Genomic DNA, 15271 nt, shown 5'->3' on the forward strand with positions numbered 1-15271 from the left:
CGCCGGTCGCCGGGTCCGCCGTGCTCAGTGCGCGAGACGCCTCCAGGCCAGCTGGGCGAGCAGCGCCGCGTGCTCGCCGAGACCGGAGTCGTCGAAGACGGCGTGCTCGGAGTGCATCGGACCGCTCTGCCCGTCCTCGGGCCGCACCCCGAGGAACACCAGGGTCCCGGGCACCTTCTCCAGCACGTAGGCGAAGTCCTCCGACGCCATCCCGGGGAAGGGCAGGCGGACCACCTGCTCCCCGTAGAGCTCGTCGAGCACGGCGAGCACCCACTCGGTCTCGGCGGGGTCGTTGACCGTCACCGGGTAGGACTCGACGTACTCGACCTCGACGGTGCACCCGTGTGCCTCGCCGACGGCGACGAGCTGGGCCGGCAGCTCACGGCGCACGAGGTCGAGAGTCTGCGGTGAGAGGGCCCGGATGTTCGCCTCGAGGCTCACGGCAGCGGCCAGCACGTTCCCGGCGGCGGAGTCCGAGGCGACCCGCGTCACGGACACGACCGCCGGGTCGGCCACGGGCACCCGACGGGCCACGAAGGACTGCACGGCGAGGACGACGTGCGCGGCCGCCGGCACCGGGTCGACCCCGTGGTGCGGGTAGGCGGCGTGCCCGCCGGTCCCGACGACACGCAGGCGCAGGGCGCTGACGCTCGCCATCATCGGCCCGGGGCGGGTCACCGCCTGGCCGCGGGGCGTCACGCAGTCCACGTGCACGGCGTACGCGGCGACGGGACGCTCGCCGGCGGCGTCGAGCACTCCCTCCTGCAGCATCAGCCGCCCTCCGGCCCAGCCCTCCTCACCGGGCTGGAACATGAACACGACCGTGCCCGGGAGCTCCTCCCGCCGGGCGGCGAGCAGCCGGGCGGCCCCGACGAGGCCGGCCATGTGGAGGTCGTGGCCGCACGCGTGCATCGCACCGTCGCTCGCGGCGAACTCCAGCCCGGTCCTCTCCTGGACCGGCAGGGCGTCCATGTCCGAGCGCAGGAGCACCACCGGGCCCGGCCGCCCGCCCCGCAGCACGGCCGTGACCGAGGTCAGGGCGCGCCCGGTGGTGACCTCCAGGCCGAGGCCGTCGAGCGCGGCGAGCAGCGCCGCCTGGGTACGCGGGAGGTCGAGCCCGACCTCGGCACAGGCGTGCAGCCGCCGGCGCAGTGCGACCAGGTCGGCACGCAGCGCCTCGTCGGCGACGAGCGCCGTCACCGGGCCTCGGCCCGCTCCCCGAGCCGGGCGAGGGGGCCGGCGGCCTTGACCGACACCTTGACCGTGGGGCGGTCGCTGTAGCTCACCGGCGTCTCCAGGACGTCGACGACCACGACCTCCAGGGGGTCCGCACCCGCCTGGATCGCCTTGGCGAGGGCGGCCTCGGAGACCTGGGCGATGGTCGCCTCGCGGTCCTCGAGCGGGGCGAGCTGGTCGGCCCGCCCACCGGCGAGCGAGATGGCCGCTCCCACGGCGTTGGCGACGTCGCCGTGGTCCGGGCGCACAACCGGCCCGGCACCCGGCAGGTCGTCGGGCACGAGGAAGCCCCCACCGCCGACGACGACGAGCGGGAGGTCGGCGCGCCCGAGGGAGAGCCGCTCGACGGCCTCCTCGAGGAGGGTGTGCGCGCGCTCGAGCCCGGCGCGCAGCGCCGTCTCCGTCGCGGGGCGCTGCCGAGGCAGCGTGCGGCCGGCGACCGAGGCGCCCGCGAGCGCCGCCGCGTCGGTGAGCGTCGGCGTGGCGCCGCCGAAGAGGAGCGCCTCCGCCGAGATGCGGTAGCCCACCGAGCCCGGCCCGACGGCCCCGGACCCCGGGTCGACCGTCGTCCCGCCGCCGACCCCCAGGCTGAGGACGTCGGGCATCCGGAAGTTCGTCCGCACCCCGCCGATCTCCCGGGGCAGGGTGGACTCCCGGGGGAAGCCGTTGACCACGACGCCGAGGTCGGAGGTGGTGCCGCCGACGTCGATGACGATCGCGTTGTCGGCGCCCGAGAGGTAGGCCGCGCCGCGGATCGAGTTCGCCGGCCCCGACCCGATGGTGAGCACCGGGTACTGCGCGGCGTAGTCGAGGGACATCAGCGTGCCGTCGTTCTGGGCGAAGAACGTCGTCGCGTCCAGGCCCTCCTCGGCGACGACCGTGACGAGGGCCTCGGTGACCGAGCGCGCCACGCTGTAGAGGGCCGCGTTGAGGACCGTGGCGTTCTCGCGCTCGAGCAGGCCGGTCGGCCCGATGTCGTGGCTGAGGAAGACCCGGGCGTCCGGGCCCAGGTGCTCGCGCACCAGGTCGGCGACCTCGAGCTCCTGCTCCGGGGTCGAGGGGCTGAAGATGCCCGTCACGGCGACCGCGTCGACGTCCTGCAGGCCGTCGAGGAAGCGCAGGATGCCGTCGCGGTCCAGCGGGGTGATCGGGGTGCCGTCGACCATGTGCCCGCCACCGAGCATGGCCGACCCCGCGAGCACCAGGTCGGCGAGGTCGCGGGGCCACCCGAGCAGCGGGGGGTACTCCGTGGCCGCCGGCGCGCCGAGCCGGATGGTCGCCACCCGGTCCAGGTTCCGGCGCGCGACGATGGCGTTCGTCGCGTGCGTGGTGCCGAGCATCACCCGCGAGACCCGTGAACGGTCCTCCTCGAGGACCGCGAGCACGTTGGCGATCCCGGCGCGGATGCCGCCGGTGACGTCCTCGGTCGTCGCCTGCTTGGTGTGAGCGAGCACCGTGCCGGCCGCGTCGATGACGACGGCGTCGGTGTTGGTGCCGCCGACGTCGACGCCGATGGACAGGTCGCGCGGCGCGGTCATCGGTCGGCTCCTCCGAAGGGGGTGTACGGCAGGTCGTAGCCGAAGGCCCGGGGCCCGGCGAGCTCCAGGCCCCGGGGGGTGCGCCAGATGGGGTCGCAGGCCCAGGCGAGCACCGAGACCCGCTGGCCGTAGCGCAGCATCTCGGTGGTGATCGCGTGCCCGGTCTCGGCGTCGATGATCGTCACGTTGTCCGGGACGCTGACGAGCACCTCGCCGTCCTCGAGGACGACGAGGTTCTCGTTCTGGATCTCCACCCGCTGCAGCCGGCCCCGGTCGGCCCCGGTGCCGGCGATGGTCACCGAGCCCCGGGAGAAGCCCCCGACGGTGCGCCGGTCGAGGTCGGTGATCTTGCCGGTGAGCAGGATGGACCCGCCGAGCTCGTCGGCGACGGCGGCGACCGGGTCGGACGAGGAGAGCAGGGCGTGCCCGACCCGGATGGCGGCGCCCACGGTGCCCTCGACGACCGCGCCGCGGGCGGTCTCGGCCGTCATCGGGTAGTGCACACCGAGGCAGATCGAGCCGCTGGCGACGGTCAGGGCCCGGGCGTGCCGCTCGAGCCAGTGCAGGTCGACCGTCTTGATGACCGAGACGTTGCCGACGACGTCGCTGAGGACGGAGAACTCGCACGGCACCCCGGCGACGTTCATCGCCACCATCGCGGCATCGGGGAAGGCCCGCCCCATCCCGTCGGCGTCGAGGAGCTTCAGCCCGAGGCGCGAGGCCCAACCGACCGGTCCCACGCCGTTGCTGCCGCCGATCTCGGCGGCCATGAGGGTCGTGATCGGTCGGCCCGCGGCGGCCTCGGCCTCCCGGACGAGCAGCTCGATCTGGCCGCTCGAGGAGAGCATCTCGATCCCGACGGTGGGTGCGCCGATCCCCGACATGAGGATCACGAGGTCCTCGGGGCCGAGGTCGTCGACGGACACCAGCGGCACCGGCCCGTTCGCGCGCAGGGCCTCCTCGGCGACGATCTGCGAGGTGTAGACCGCGCCACCGCCTCCGGTACCGAAGATGGCGGTGCCCGCGGCGAGGGCCGCGACGTCGGGGGCCGCGACCGTGTCCTGGGCAGGCGCGGTGGTGGTGGGCGAGGGCATGGCTCTCACCATATGGCGGGCCCCCACCGGCACCTATGGTCCGAGGGTCCAGAGAATCTGGTCATACTGTGCCGGTGGCACAACTGACGATCACGGACATCGTCGCCCAGGGCGACCGGCTCGGCCTGCAGCACTGCGCCGGCCCGGTCGACGAGCGCGCCGTGGCCCGGGTCGACGTCGCCTCGCTCGAGCTGGTGGGGACGGTGCCCGCCGGGACCCTCGTCCTCGTCCCGGGCGAGGAGCACCCGCCTCCCTACCGGCTCGACGTGGCCCTGCGCCAGGCCAGTGCGCGCGGCGTCGCCGGTCTCGTGTTCACGACCGCGCTGACCCTGCCCGACACGGCCGCCGCCCTGGCACGGCGCGGCGGCGTCCCGGTCCTCGCCGCGCCCGGCGCCCGCGCCGCCGACCTCGCCCTCGTCGTCGACCGGCTGCTCGCGGGCGGGGCGTCCGAGGCGATGATGCGCGCGAGCGACGCCGTCGCGCGGGCCACCGCGGTGGCCGCCGAGGCCGACAGCACGCCGGAGAGCATCCTCGCCGCCGCCAGCCGCACCCTGGGCTGCGAGATCGAGCTCGTCGAGGACCCCGCGGTCACCTGGACGGCACCGGACGCCGTGTGCGTCGGCGAGGTCCCCATCGGCCGGCTCACCGGCGCCGGGAGCGACCCGGCGGCCACGGTCGCGCTCCCGGTCGTCGCGTCGCTGATGTCGCGGGCCGCCCAGCGCCGGATGAGCGACCGGTTCGCGCCGACGCAGTCGCGCGCCGACCTCATCGTCGAGCTCGTCCTCGCGGAGTCCTCGCGGGTCGAGGGGTTCGTTGGCCAGGCCGCCATGCTCGGCCTGCCGCTGCAGCTCTCGCACGTCGCCGCCTGGCTCACCCCCACCGGGGTGGCCAACCCGGTCGCCCGCGCCCCACGCAGCGCCCAGCCCGCGCTGGAGCTGTTCGCCCTCCGGCTCGTCGAGAGCCGCCCGGAGATGTGGCACGTCGCGTTCGTCCAGGACGACCTCATCCTCGTGAGCACCGAGGAGCACGGTGCGGGCGACCACCAGCGGCGGCTGCGCGAGGTGGCCGTCCGCATCCAGGAGTACGCACGCACCCTGACCGGGCACGGGTGGGAGTACACCCTGGGCCTCGGGACGCCCCAGACCGGCGCCACCGGGTTGCGTTCCTCGGCCGCCGAGGCGCGGATCGCCGCGGAGTCGGCCATCGCCGCCGGCCGGGTCGGCGGCGTCGAGCTCACCGACGTGACCGGGCTGCGGCGGGTGCTGCTCGACGTCTACGCCTCTCCGACGAGCCGCAGCCTCCTCGCGGACATCCTGGCGCCGCTGGACGCCCTGGGCCCGGAGCGTGCGCAGGTCTCGGTGCAGACGCTGCTCGCCTACCTCGCACACCGCAACTCGCTCGCGCAGGCGGGGCGGGAGCTGAACCTGCACCCGAACGCCGTCGGCTACCGGCTCAAGCGGGTCCGCGAGACCCTCCAGCTCGACCTCGACGACCCGGACACCCGGTTCGCCGTGGAGCTGGCCTGCCGGGTGCGGCTGCTCGGCGCCAGCCGGCGCTGAGGGTCAGCGCACCGCCCGCATCCGGGCCGCCAGCGCGCGGTTGGCGTACGGGCCGGACCCCTCGAGGGCCGCGAGGATGCGCCCGCGGACCTCCTCGGGCTTGTCCTGGCTCATCTTCTCCTTGGTGACTACCCGGGTGACCCGCAGCCGGAAGCCGACGGTGCCGTGGACGAGCCGGTCGGCGTAGGCGGCGTTCTCGGCGCTCGCGCGCAGCAGGAACGGGTTGGGCAGGGGCGCCTCGAAGTGCGCGACGAGCCGGTCGAGGACGACCAGGTTCTCCTCGTCGGTGAGGATCTCGGGAACGCCGTAGAGGTGGGCCGTGGCGAAGTTCCACGTCGGCACGCCGGTGGGCAGGTCGTACCAGCTCGGGGAGATGTAGCCGCTGGGTCCGTAGACGACGACGCACAGCTCCTGGGTGCCGAGCCGGTGGGCCACCTCGTCCGGGCGCCCCACGTGGCTGACGAGGACGAGCTGGTCCGGGTCCTCGTCCGGCTCGACGAGGAACGGGTAGTGCGAGACCACGGGCCCGGCGCCGTCGGCCCCGTTGGACACCATGGTCGCCCAGGGGTGCTCACGCACGAGATCGGCCGCCCAGCGCGGGCCTCCGCCGACGTAGTCGGGGTTGTCACGCATCCTCGCTCCGTTCCGCGCGGGTCGCCGTGCGCACGAAGGCGCGCACGAAGTCGGGCCACAGCGGCCGCGGGATGTCGTGGCCCATCTCCTCGTAGATGTGCACCTCGGCCTGGGGCAGGATCTCGGCGAGGGCCACGGCGGCCCGCCAGTGCAGGCTCTGGTCGCCGCGCCCGTGGATGACCAGGGCCGGCACCCGCACCGCGCGCAGCTGCTCGCGGCGCTCCAGCGGGCCGCGCAGGAGCGCGTTCCACTGCCGCACGAGTCCGTCGGGCCGGTAGCGACGCTCGTAGTAGCGCCCGGCGAGGGCCGCCGACTCCTCGGCGTCGAAGGGGAAGCCGGGTGAGGCGTAGCGCCGCTGGCCCCCGACGAACATCTCGACGTAGGCGTCCTTGTCCAGCAGCTCCGGCGCCGTGGTCACCGGCCGGCCGTCGCCGCGCCGGCTGGCGAGGAACTCCGGCTCGCTCGAGGGAGAGGTCGACATCAGCCCCAGGCTGGCGACGCGCTCGGGGTGCTCGATCGCCACGAGCTGGACGATGTAGCCGCCCATCGACATGCCGGCGAGGTGGGCGCGCTGGATCCCCAGGTGGTCCAGCAGGGCCACGACGTCCCCGGCCATGTCGGAGAGGTCGTAGGTCGCCGCCAGGTCGCTCGGGCCGCCGGTCTGCTGGGACAGGCCGACGTCCCGGTTGTCGGGCCGCACGACGAAGAACCCGGCCGCGGTCAGCTGCCCGACGAGGTCGTCGTGCCAGCCGATGAGCTGGGCTCCACCGCCGTGGACGAGCACGAGCGGCCGCCCGCTCGGGTCGCCGTCGGTCTCGTAGTACACCTCGACGCCGTCGGGCGTCCTCAGGCTGGGCATCGGCAGTCCTCCAGGGGGTCGCGGGCCGGTCGGCCGGGCGGGTGGCTCACAGGTCCTCCAGGTCGAGCGGGCGGCCCATGACGGGGATCGAGCGCAGCAGCTCGCGGGTGTAGGGGTCGGCCGGGTCCTCGAGCACCGCGTCCGTCGGGCCGTGCTCGACGATGCGGCCCTGGCGCATGACGCTCACCTCGTCGCTGACGTACCGCACGACGGCCAGGTTGTGGGAGATGAACAGCATCGTCAGCCGCAGCTCGGCCTGCAGCTCGCGCAGGAGGTTGAGCACGACGCCCTGGACGCTCACGTCGAGCGCGGAGGTGATCTCGTCCGCGACGAGGACCGCCGGCTCGGCCGCCAGGGCGCGGGCGATGGTGAGCCGCTGGCGCTGCCCGCCGGAGAACCGGGCGGGCCGGTCCCCGGCCCGGGCGGGGTCGACGTGGACCAGCTCGAGCAGCTCACGGACCCGCGCCTCCCGGTCGGCCCGGTTCGGGGAGCGTCCGCTCGCGAGGAGACCCTCGGCCACCGAGGCCCCGACCGGCATCCGGGGGTCGAGGGCGGCCAGCGGGTCCTGGAAGACCATCTGCACCAGTCGGCGGGCGAGCCGTGCCTCGCGCGAGCGGGCGGTGAGGTCGACGCCGTCGAGGCGCACGGAGCCGGCGTCGGCCCGTTCGAGCCCGACGGCGACGCGGGCGATCGTCGACTTGCCCGACCCGGACTCGCCGACGAGCCCGAGCGTCGTGCCCGAGCGGACCACGAGGGAGGCGTCGTCGACGGCGGTCTGGAGGCTGCGCCCGTGGCCGAAGCGCACCGTGACGTGGTCGAACTCGAGCTCGCTCACGGCAGGACCTCCTCCTGCGCCGCGACGCCGATGACCGGCAGGGCGCGGGAGCGGTCGGTCCTCATGTCGGGCACACACGCGATGAGCCCGCGGGTGTAGGGGTGCTCGGCCTCGCCGAGCCGGTCGGCGGCGAGGCGCTCGACGACGACTCCGTCACGCATGACGACGATCCGGTCGCAGAAGCCGCTGACGAGCGCGATGTCGTGCGAGATGAGCAGGATGGCCGCCCCGGTCTGCTCCCGGGCGTCCCGCAGGGCCCGCATGACCTGCCGCTGGACGGTCACGTCGAGCGCCGTCGTCGGCTCGTCGGCGATGATCAGCCGCGGCGTCCCCATGAGGCCCGTCGCGATCATGGCGCGCTGACGCATGCCACCGGAGAGCTCGTGCGGCAGCTGCCGCAGCCGGCGCGGCGGGTCGGGGATGCGGACGAGCGAGAGCGCCTCGGCGGCCCGTGCGCTCGCGGCCGCGTGGGAGGTGCCGGCGTGGGTCTCGCTGGCCTCGGTCAGCTGCCGCCCGACGGTGAGCGCCGGGTTGAGGGAGGAGAGCGGGTCCTGGAAGATCATCGCCTCCTCGAGGCCGAGGCGGCGGCGCTCGGCCGCGCTCGGACGGCGCGTCATGTCGATCCCCCGGAACACGAGCCGCTCGCTCTCGACGAGCGCCTCCGGCCCGAGGAGCCCGGCGACCGCCATCGCCGTCACGGACTTGCCCGACCCGGACTCGCCGACGATGCCGACGACCTCACCCGGGGCGATGGTCAGGTCGACCCCGCGCACCCGCTGGACGAGGGTCCCGTCGTCACCGCGGAAGGAGACCCGCAGGTCGGTCACCTCGACGACGGCGTCGCCCTCGGCCGGGACCGGCCGCGAGGAGCCGTCCTGCGCGGTCACCGCGTGCACCGTGCGCGGCCGCGACTGGCTGAGCAGCTCGCCGAGGAGGGAGAAGAGCACGCCGGTGAGCACGATCGCGATCCCCGGGCCGATGGCGGCCATCGGGGCCGTGTAGATGCGCTTGGAGCCCTCGTTGAGCAGCCGGCCCCAGTCGTACTCGGGCGGCTGGACACCCAGGCCGAGGAAGGACAGCGCGGCGAAGGACAGCAGGGTGACCGACGCGTGGGCGGCGGTGTTGACGACGAGCGGGGGCAGGATGTTGGGCAGCACGTGCCGCACCGCGGTGCGCCCCGAGGAGCTGCCGAGCAGCCGCGCCGCGTGGACGTAGTCGGTGGTCGCGACGGCGGCGGTGAGCGTCGAGACGAGACGGGCGAAGACGGGGATGCCCGCGAACCCGATCGCGAGCATCGCGCCCCGCGCGGTGGCGCCCCAGATCACCGAGAAGAACAGGGCGAGCAGCAGCCACGGGAAGGACAGCATGATGTCGATGAAGGCGGTGACGAGCCGGCGCGCCGCCCGCGGCAGCACCGCGGCGACCACCCCGAGCACGACGCCCCCGGCGACCGAGATGCCCGCCGCGCCCAGGGTGAGCAGCACCGAGAGCCGGGTGGCGACGACGGTGCGGGCGAGCAGGTCGCGGCCCAGCTCGTCAGTGCCGAACGGGTGCGCCCAGCTCGCCGGCAGCTGCCGGTCGGCGATGTTGCGCGTCGTGGCCGCGTGCTCGAGCAGCACCGGGCCGAGGGCCGCCGCGAGCGCGACGAGCACGAGGCCGGCGAGCACGGCGACGCCCTGGGGAGTGAGCAGTGTGCGGCGCAGTCCGGTCATCGTCAGGCCTCCGCGATCGCCGAGCGCGGGTCCAGGATCGCCAGGGCGAGGTCGATGAGGAGGTTCGCGCCGAGGACGAGCAGGGCGTACACCAGCACGACCCCCTGGATGAGCGGGTAGTCCTTGGCGGTGATCGAGGAGACGATCGTCGAGCCGATGCCGGGCACGGTGAAGACGGTCTCCACGAGCACCGTCCCGGCCACGAGGCCGACGAGGACGACGCCCCCGGCGGTCAGCGTGGCCGCGACGATGTTCGGGAGGGCGTGGCGCAGGTAGAGCAGCCGGCCGGGCAGCCGCTTGCTGCGGGCCGTCGTGAGGTAGGGCGTGTCGAGGACCCGCAGCATCTCGATGTGGACGATCCGGGCCAGGTAGGCCAGCGGGCCGAGGGCGAGCGCCAGCACCGGCAGCACGGCCTGGCTCGGCGTACCCCAGCCGGCCGGTGGGAAGGCACCCAGCCCGATGCTCAGGGTCGCGATGAGCAGTACGGCCAGGAGGAAGTTCGGGACCGCGATGAGGATACCGAGCAGCCCCGAGACCCCCAGGTCGAGGACCCGGTGGCGCCCGCTGCGGGCCGAGACCGCGGTGGCCACCCCGATCGGGAAGGCGCCGATCGCCGCGACGAGGAAGGAGACGACGGCCAGCACGAGGGTGGTCGGCAGCCGCTCTCCGAGGATCTGCGAGACCTGGCGCTGGGAGGTGATCGACATCCCCAGGTCACCGTGCAGCAGCCCGGAGACGTAGTGCCCGAACTGGGACCACACCGACTGGTCGAGGCCGAGCTGTGCTCGCAGCGCGTCGACCGTCGCGACCGGTGCGGTCGGCCCCAGCGCCGCCCGGACCGGGTCCCCCGGGACGAGCTGGACCATGAAGAAGGCGGCGACGAGGACGATGGCGAAGGAGACCGCCGCCCGGCCGAGCCGCTGGAGGACGAAGGCGGCCCGCGGGGAACCGACGAGCACCCGCAGACGCTCCCCCCGAGACGCGGCCGGCTCGGCCGCCTCGGGCGACGGGGCGGTGGTGACCGCGCTCGGGGGGATCGTCATACGCCTCAGCCCAGCATCCGGATGGTCGTCGGCGCGATGCCCCACGGGACGTCGGCGGTGGCGCCGGTGAAGAAGGTCGGCGACGTCGTCTGGGCCAGCGGGTAGACGTCGACCCGGTCGACCAGCTCCTTCTCCGCGCTCTGCCACAGGTCGCACGCCGCGTCGGCGTCCGGCGCGCTCATCGCCTGGGTGGCCAGGTCGTTGTACGCGGTGTTCTGCACATCCATGAAGTTGTACCCGCCCTGCTCACTGGTGTCGCCCAGGAAGAAGAGACTGAGCACCACGGGGGTCCCGGGGGCCAGCTGGATGAAGCCCGTGTCCCAGTCGTAGGACTGGTAGAGGTCGGTCGACCAGCCGGTCGGGTCCTCCGCGACGAGCTCGGTGTCCACGCCGATCTCCTTCCACTCCGCCTGGACCTCCTCGGCGGCGGCCGCGTGGCTGGGCGTGCCGGCGTCGTAGAGGAAGCGGATGGTGAGCGGCGTGCCGTCCTTGGCGCGCATGCCGTCGGAGCCGACGGTGTACCCCGCCTCGTCGAGCAGCTCTCCGGCGCGCTCGGCGTCGGGGTCGGGCAGGGTCCACTTCGGGCCCCCCGCGACGCACAGGAAGGGCGACTGCACGACGAGCGAGGTCATCTCCTCGACGTGGCCGTTGGTCACGAGGTCACCCACCGAGGCGCGGTCGAGCGCCACGGTGAGCGCCTGGCGCACCCGTTCGTCGGCCGTCGGGCGGTCCGAGCGCTCGTTGAAGAGCATCTCGCCGATCGGGTTCGGCACGCCCTGCGACTCCAGCCCGGCGGACTCGAGCCGGTCGCGGTCGGTCCCGGCGACGCCGGCTGCGTTGAGCCCGCCCGACAGCAGGAGGTTGGCTGCGGTGGACTCGTCGGTGACCACCTTGCCGACGATGGTGTCCGGCAGGCCCTCGGTCTCGCTCGTGACGTCCTGGGGGCCCCAGGTGTAGTCGGTGCGCTTGGTGTAGGTGTACTCGTTGCCCGCCTTGAGCGAGGTCAGGTGGAACAGTGCCGTGCCGTCGGTGGAGTCCTTGAGGGAGCCGGGGTCGTCCAGGCCCTTCTGGCAGACCATCTCGACCTCGCCGGTCATCGTGAGCAGGAACGGGTTCTTCGTCGTGCTCGTGATGGTGAGCGTGTTGCCGTCGGCGCTCGCCGTCATGTCCTCGGTGATGTTCGAGTTGTGCCAGAAGGTGCCGTTGTCCCCGTCGGCCTGGTAGGCGATGTTGTGGGCGGCGGTCTCGGCCGTGAACTCGCTGCCGTCCGAGCACGTCACGCCGTCCTTGAGCGTGTACGTCACCGAGGTGGGCGTCTGGGTCCAGCTCTCGGCGAGCCAGGGCAGGGCCTCGCCGTCGCTCGTCGTGTAGACGAGGGACTCGTAGGCGTAGGGCACGAGCGCGCGCTGCACGAGCGAGACGCCGGTGAGCGGCGAGAGGTTGCCGGGGTCGTCGTTGAGCGCGACGGTGAACGTGCCGCCGGAGACGTAGCTCGGGTCCGCGCTGCTGCCGTCGCCGCCGCCGTCGGCGCCGGTCCCGCACGCCGCGAGGGTCACCGCCGTGACGGCGCAGGCGGCGGCCGCCGTGGACGCCTTGAGGAGCTTCCTGGTCATTGCTGTAGTCCTTTGGGTCGATGCGCTGCCGCGGAGGGGTGGGTGTCGGGGTGAGATGGGGCGGAGCCTGCGCAGGCCGGGGTCGTAGGTCCGAGGCTAGGAAGCGCCGAACCGTCCCACAATGTGCCGACAGCGCAGAGAATCACGCCGCACTGTGCCCTCGGCACAGTGGCCGTCCCGGCCCTCCGCGGGCCCTGGCGGAGGCGTCGGCGTGCCGGCACCGCACCGGGGCTCGCGCGGGGCGGATGCCGCAGAACCGGCAATCCCGGGACCCCGCATTTGCGCCCACTGCGGTCCGCGACGCCGTCGAAACGGCCCGTTCCTATAGTGAGCGCACTCTTCGGGGTGCCCCGCAGGCCCCCGCTCCCGCTGTGGCCGTCCTCCCGGTATCCGGTGTGCCGCAACGGTTCTCCCGTCAGTGCTCGAAGGAGTCCCATGAACCTGTCCCGCATGCGCCCGACCCCTGGGGCCGCGCTCGCCGTCCTGGCGCTCGCCGGAGCCACCGCCCTCACCGCCGGCTGCGGCTCCGAGGCCTCCTCGAGCGAGCCGAGCGGTTCGAGCAGCGCCGGCTCCCTCTTCGACCAGAGCGCCGCCGACCTGCTGCCGGCCGAGGTCAAGGAGGCGGGGGAGATCCACATCGCGAGCGGGCCCGGCTACCCGCCGTTCCTCGACGTCGCCGACGACGGCACGACCCTCACCGGTGCCGAGATCGAGGAGATGCGGCTCGTCGGCGAGACCCTCGGCGTCGACATCGTCTTCGACGACATCAAGTTCGACGCGGTCTTCCCCGCGCTGCAGGCGCACAAGACCGACGCCGCCGCGATGGCCCTGGGCGTGACGGCCGAGCGGCTCGCCTCGGTCGACTTCGTGAGCAACTACGAGGGCGGCACCTCCCTGCTCGTGGCCGCCGGGAACCCGCAGGACATCACCCTGGACACGATGTGCGGCCACACCGTGGCGGTCCTGCAGGGCTCGGTCTACACCACCGTGTACCTGCCGAAGTTCACCGCGGCCTGCACCGACTCCGGCGAGCCCGCGATCGAGGTGTCGACGTTCAAGACCTCGGCCGACGCGATGCTGGCGCTCGGCTCGGGCCGGGTCGAGGCGACGATGACCGACCTCGGCCCCGCGGTCTACCAGGCCGAGCAGTCCGACGGGAAGCTCGAGGCCCTCGACGTCAACTACGACCCGAGTACCTGGGGGATCGCGGTGCCCAAGGGCTCCGAGCTCGAGAAGGCGCTGCAGGCCGCGCTCAACAGCCTCATCGACAACGGCGCCTACCTGGACAACCTCGAGGAGTTCGGCATGGAGGCGGGGGCGATCGACCACTCGGAGATCTACACCAGCCCCGACCAGCTCGACGCCCAGTGACGACGGCGACGCCCCCGGCCGCGCCCGCCGCCGGGACCGTCACCGGCGAGTCCCCGCAGGTGGTTCCGGTCCGTCGCTACGGGCACTGGGTCGCCACGGCGGTCATCGTCGTCGCCGGGGTCCTCCTGCTGTGGTCGGTCCTCACCAACCCGAACTTCGAGTGGGACGTCGCGCTCGGCTACCTCGGCAACGGCCAGGTCCTGCACGGCCTGCTCGTCACCTTGATGCTCACCCTCGTCGCGATGGTCGTCGGCTGCGCCATCGGCGTCGTCATGGCCCTCGGACGCGAGTCGCGCAACCCCGTCGTGGCCGGCGCCGCCTTCGGGTACGTCGCCTTCTTCCGCGGCACACCGCTGCTCGTCCAGCTGATCTTCTGGTTCAACCTCGCGGCGCTTTACCCCGTCCTGACCCTGGGGATCCCCTCCGGGCCGCACCTGTTCGAGCTCGACGCCAACACGGTGATCACGCCGATGGTCGCGGCGATCCTCGGCCTGGGCCTCAACGAGGGCGCCTACATGTCCGAGATCGTGCGCGCGGGCCTGCAGTCGGTCGACCCCGGGCAGATCGACGCCGCCGAGGCGCTCGGGATGCGCAAGAGCCAGGTCTTCCGCCGCATCGTGCTGCCCCAGGCCATGCGGGTCATCATCCCGCCGACCGGCAACCAGACGATCTCGATGCTCAAGACGACCTCGCTCGTCAGCGTCATCGCCATCCCCGACGTCCTCTTCGCCGTGCAGACGATCTACTCACGCAACTTCCAGGTCGTCCCGCTGCTGATCACGGTGAGCATCTGGTACCTCGCCGTCACCACGGTCCTCAGCATCGGGCAGCACTTCGTCGAGCGCCGCTTCCGCCGGGGTGACAACCGGCTCCAGGAGCCCTCGCTGCTGGCGACGGTGCGGTCCGGGCTGGTGCCGTGGCGCCGGTCACGGCCGCCGGGCCCCGGCGAGCCCACCGAGGGGAGCCGGCGATGAGCGACGCCGCGCCCACCCCCATGGTCGAGGCCCGCGGGGTGCACAAGTACTACGGCAGCAACCTCGTGGTCAAGGGCATCGACCTCACCGTGGCCCCCGGAGAGGTGACCTGCCTGCTCGGTCCCTCCGGCTCCGGCAAGAGCACCTTCCTGCGGTGCATCAACCACCTGGAGAAGATCAACGCCGGCACCATCCGCGTCGCCGGCGAGCTCGTCGGCTACCGGGAGCACAACGGACGCCTCCACGAGCTGCGCGACGCGGAGATCGCCCAGCGCCGCAGCGAGATCGGCATGGTCTTCCAGCAGTTCAACCTCTTCCCCCACATGACCGTGCTCGAGAACCTCGTCGAGGCCCCGGTCCAGGTCCGGCGGGAGGACACCGCCACGGCCCGGGAGCGTGGGCTGCGGCTGCTCGAGCGGGTCGGCCTGGCCGACAAGGCCGACGCCTACCCGCGCTCGCTCTCCGGAGGCCAGCAGCAGCGCGTGGCCGTCGCGCGGGCCCTCAACATGCGCCCGAAGCTCATGCTCTTCGACGAGCCGACCTCGGCGCTGGACCCCGAGCTCGTCGGCGAGGTCCTCGACGTGATGCGCGACCTCGCCGCCGACGGCATGAGCATGATCGTCGTCACCCACGAGATCGCCTTCGCCCGGGAGGTCGCCGACACCGTGACCTTCATGGACGACGGCGTCGTCGTCGAGAGCGGGTCACCCGCGCAGGTGCTGGGCGACCCACAGCACCAGCGCACCCGCTCGTTCCTCGCGAAAGTCCTCTCCTGACCCACCGCATCACCGACCCCGGAAGGAA

At 73.4% G+C, this 15271-nt stretch carries 13 protein-coding genes; 4 read left to right on the forward strand and 9 right to left on the reverse strand.

What is annotated here, in order from left to right:
* Nucleotides 1–24: 24 nt before the first annotated feature.
* The 3 genes from G8D98_RS10320 to G8D98_RS10330 are packed head-to-tail and all read right to left on the reverse strand — an operon-like array spanning nucleotide 25 to nucleotide 3868.
* Nucleotides 25–1200, reverse strand: coding sequence for a M20 metallopeptidase family protein (locus tag G8D98_RS10320; RefSeq protein ID WP_166102612.1), 1176 nt, complete (start codon nucleotides 1198–1200; stop codon nucleotides 25–27).
* A complete protein-coding gene (locus G8D98_RS10325; protein WP_166102614.1) occupies nucleotides 1197–2774 on the reverse strand; it encodes a hydantoinase/oxoprolinase N-terminal domain-containing protein in 1578 nt (525 codons plus the stop codon). Before G8D98_RS10325 ends, G8D98_RS10320 begins: the two co-directional genes overlap by 4 nt.
* The gene (locus tag G8D98_RS10330; RefSeq protein ID WP_166102617.1) at nucleotides 2771–3868 is read right to left on the reverse strand and encodes a DUF917 domain-containing protein; all 1098 of its coding nucleotides are present in this window, start codon (nucleotides 3866–3868) and stop codon (nucleotides 2771–2773) included. Before G8D98_RS10330 ends, G8D98_RS10325 begins: the two co-directional genes overlap by 4 nt.
* Nucleotides 3869–3942: 74 nt before the next feature.
* Here G8D98_RS10330 and G8D98_RS10335 point away from each other — a divergent pair, with 74 nt between their 5' ends.
* Nucleotides 3943–5427, forward strand: a complete 1485-nt coding sequence (locus G8D98_RS10335; protein ID WP_205859759.1) for a PucR family transcriptional regulator — start codon at nucleotides 3943–3945, stop codon at nucleotides 5425–5427.
* Nucleotides 5428–5430: 3 nt separating this feature from the next.
* On the opposite strand, the gene G8D98_RS10340 is transcribed toward G8D98_RS10335, so the two are convergent.
* Genes G8D98_RS10340 through G8D98_RS10365 form a run of 6 tightly spaced genes read right to left on the reverse strand, consistent with a single transcriptional unit; the run spans nucleotide 5431 to nucleotide 12122 of the window.
* Nucleotides 5431–6060 (reverse strand): FMN-binding negative transcriptional regulator, encoded by a 630-nt coding sequence (locus tag G8D98_RS10340; protein WP_166102620.1) that lies wholly within the window; start codon nucleotides 6058–6060, stop codon nucleotides 5431–5433.
* On the reverse strand, nucleotides 6053–6919 hold the full coding sequence (locus G8D98_RS10345) for an alpha/beta fold hydrolase (protein WP_166102623.1): 867 nt from the start codon (nucleotides 6917–6919) through the stop codon (nucleotides 6053–6055). Before G8D98_RS10345 ends, G8D98_RS10340 begins: the two co-directional genes overlap by 8 nt.
* Nucleotides 6920–6965: 46 nt before the next feature.
* Nucleotides 6966–7754, reverse strand: a complete 789-nt coding sequence (locus G8D98_RS10350) for an ABC transporter ATP-binding protein (protein ID WP_166102625.1) — start codon at nucleotides 7752–7754, stop codon at nucleotides 6966–6968.
* Entirely contained in the window at nucleotides 7751–9466 is a 1716-nt protein-coding gene (locus G8D98_RS10355; protein WP_166102628.1) for a dipeptide/oligopeptide/nickel ABC transporter permease/ATP-binding protein, read from the reverse strand. The genes G8D98_RS10350 and G8D98_RS10355 overlap by 4 nt, the downstream gene beginning before the upstream one ends.
* A gap of 2 nt (nucleotides 9467–9468) precedes the next feature.
* Nucleotides 9469–10509, reverse strand: coding sequence for an ABC transporter permease (locus G8D98_RS10360; RefSeq protein ID WP_166102631.1), 1041 nt, complete (start codon nucleotides 10507–10509; stop codon nucleotides 9469–9471).
* Between the two features lie 5 nt (nucleotides 10510–10514).
* Nucleotides 10515–12122: an ABC transporter substrate-binding protein gene (locus G8D98_RS10365; protein WP_166102633.1), complete on the reverse strand. Its 1608-nt coding sequence runs from the start codon at nucleotides 12120–12122 to the stop codon at nucleotides 10515–10517.
* A gap of 435 nt (nucleotides 12123–12557) precedes the next feature.
* On the opposite strand from G8D98_RS10365, the gene G8D98_RS10370 reads away from it, so the two are divergent.
* From G8D98_RS10370 to G8D98_RS10380, 3 genes are read left to right on the forward strand one after another with little or no spacing between them, the layout of a single operon-like run.
* A complete protein-coding gene (locus tag G8D98_RS10370; RefSeq protein ID WP_166102636.1) occupies nucleotides 12558–13493 on the forward strand; it encodes an ABC transporter substrate-binding protein in 936 nt (311 codons plus the stop codon).
* Entirely contained in the window at nucleotides 13490–14467 is a 978-nt protein-coding gene (locus tag G8D98_RS10375) for an amino acid ABC transporter permease (RefSeq protein WP_166102638.1), read from the forward strand. Before G8D98_RS10370 ends, G8D98_RS10375 begins: the two co-directional genes overlap by 4 nt.
* Entirely contained in the window at nucleotides 14464–15243 is a 780-nt protein-coding gene (locus G8D98_RS10380; protein WP_275944341.1) for an amino acid ABC transporter ATP-binding protein, read from the forward strand. The genes G8D98_RS10375 and G8D98_RS10380 overlap by 4 nt, the downstream gene beginning before the upstream one ends.
* Nucleotides 15244–15271 lie beyond the last annotated feature (28 nt).

It is taken from the genome of Phycicoccus endophyticus (genome assembly GCF_011326735.1).
Classification (GTDB): Bacteria; Actinomycetota; Actinomycetes; order Actinomycetales; family Dermatophilaceae; genus Phycicoccus; species Phycicoccus endophyticus.

Excerpts from the sequence above, each read along its gene's own strand:
- G8D98_RS10325 (WP_166102614.1), bottom strand. The coding sequence starts at position 2,774 with ATGACCGCGCCGCGCGACCTGTCCATCGGCGTCGACGTCGGCGGCACC.
- G8D98_RS10330 (WP_166102617.1), bottom strand. The coding sequence starts at position 3,868 with ATGCCCTCGCCCACCACCACCGCGCCTGCCCAGGACACGGTCGCGGCC.
- G8D98_RS10340 (WP_166102620.1), bottom strand. The coding sequence starts at position 6,060 with ATGCGTGACAACCCCGACTACGTCGGCGGAGGCCCGCGCTGGGCGGCC.
- G8D98_RS10345 (WP_166102623.1), bottom strand. The coding sequence starts at position 6,919 with ATGCCCAGCCTGAGGACGCCCGACGGCGTCGAGGTGTACTACGAGACC.
- G8D98_RS10355 (WP_166102628.1), bottom strand. The coding sequence starts at position 9,466 with ATGACCGGACTGCGCCGCACACTGCTCACTCCCCAGGGCGTCGCCGTG.
- G8D98_RS10360 (WP_166102631.1), bottom strand. The coding sequence starts at position 10,509 with ATGACGATCCCCCCGAGCGCGGTCACCACCGCCCCGTCGCCCGAGGCG.
- G8D98_RS10365 (WP_166102633.1), bottom strand. The coding sequence starts at position 12,122 with ATGACCAGGAAGCTCCTCAAGGCGTCCACGGCGGCCGCCGCCTGCGCC.
- G8D98_RS10370 (WP_166102636.1), top strand. The coding sequence starts at position 12,558 with ATGAACCTGTCCCGCATGCGCCCGACCCCTGGGGCCGCGCTCGCCGTC.
- G8D98_RS10380 (WP_275944341.1), top strand. The coding sequence starts at position 14,464 with ATGAGCGACGCCGCGCCCACCCCCATGGTCGAGGCCCGCGGGGTGCAC.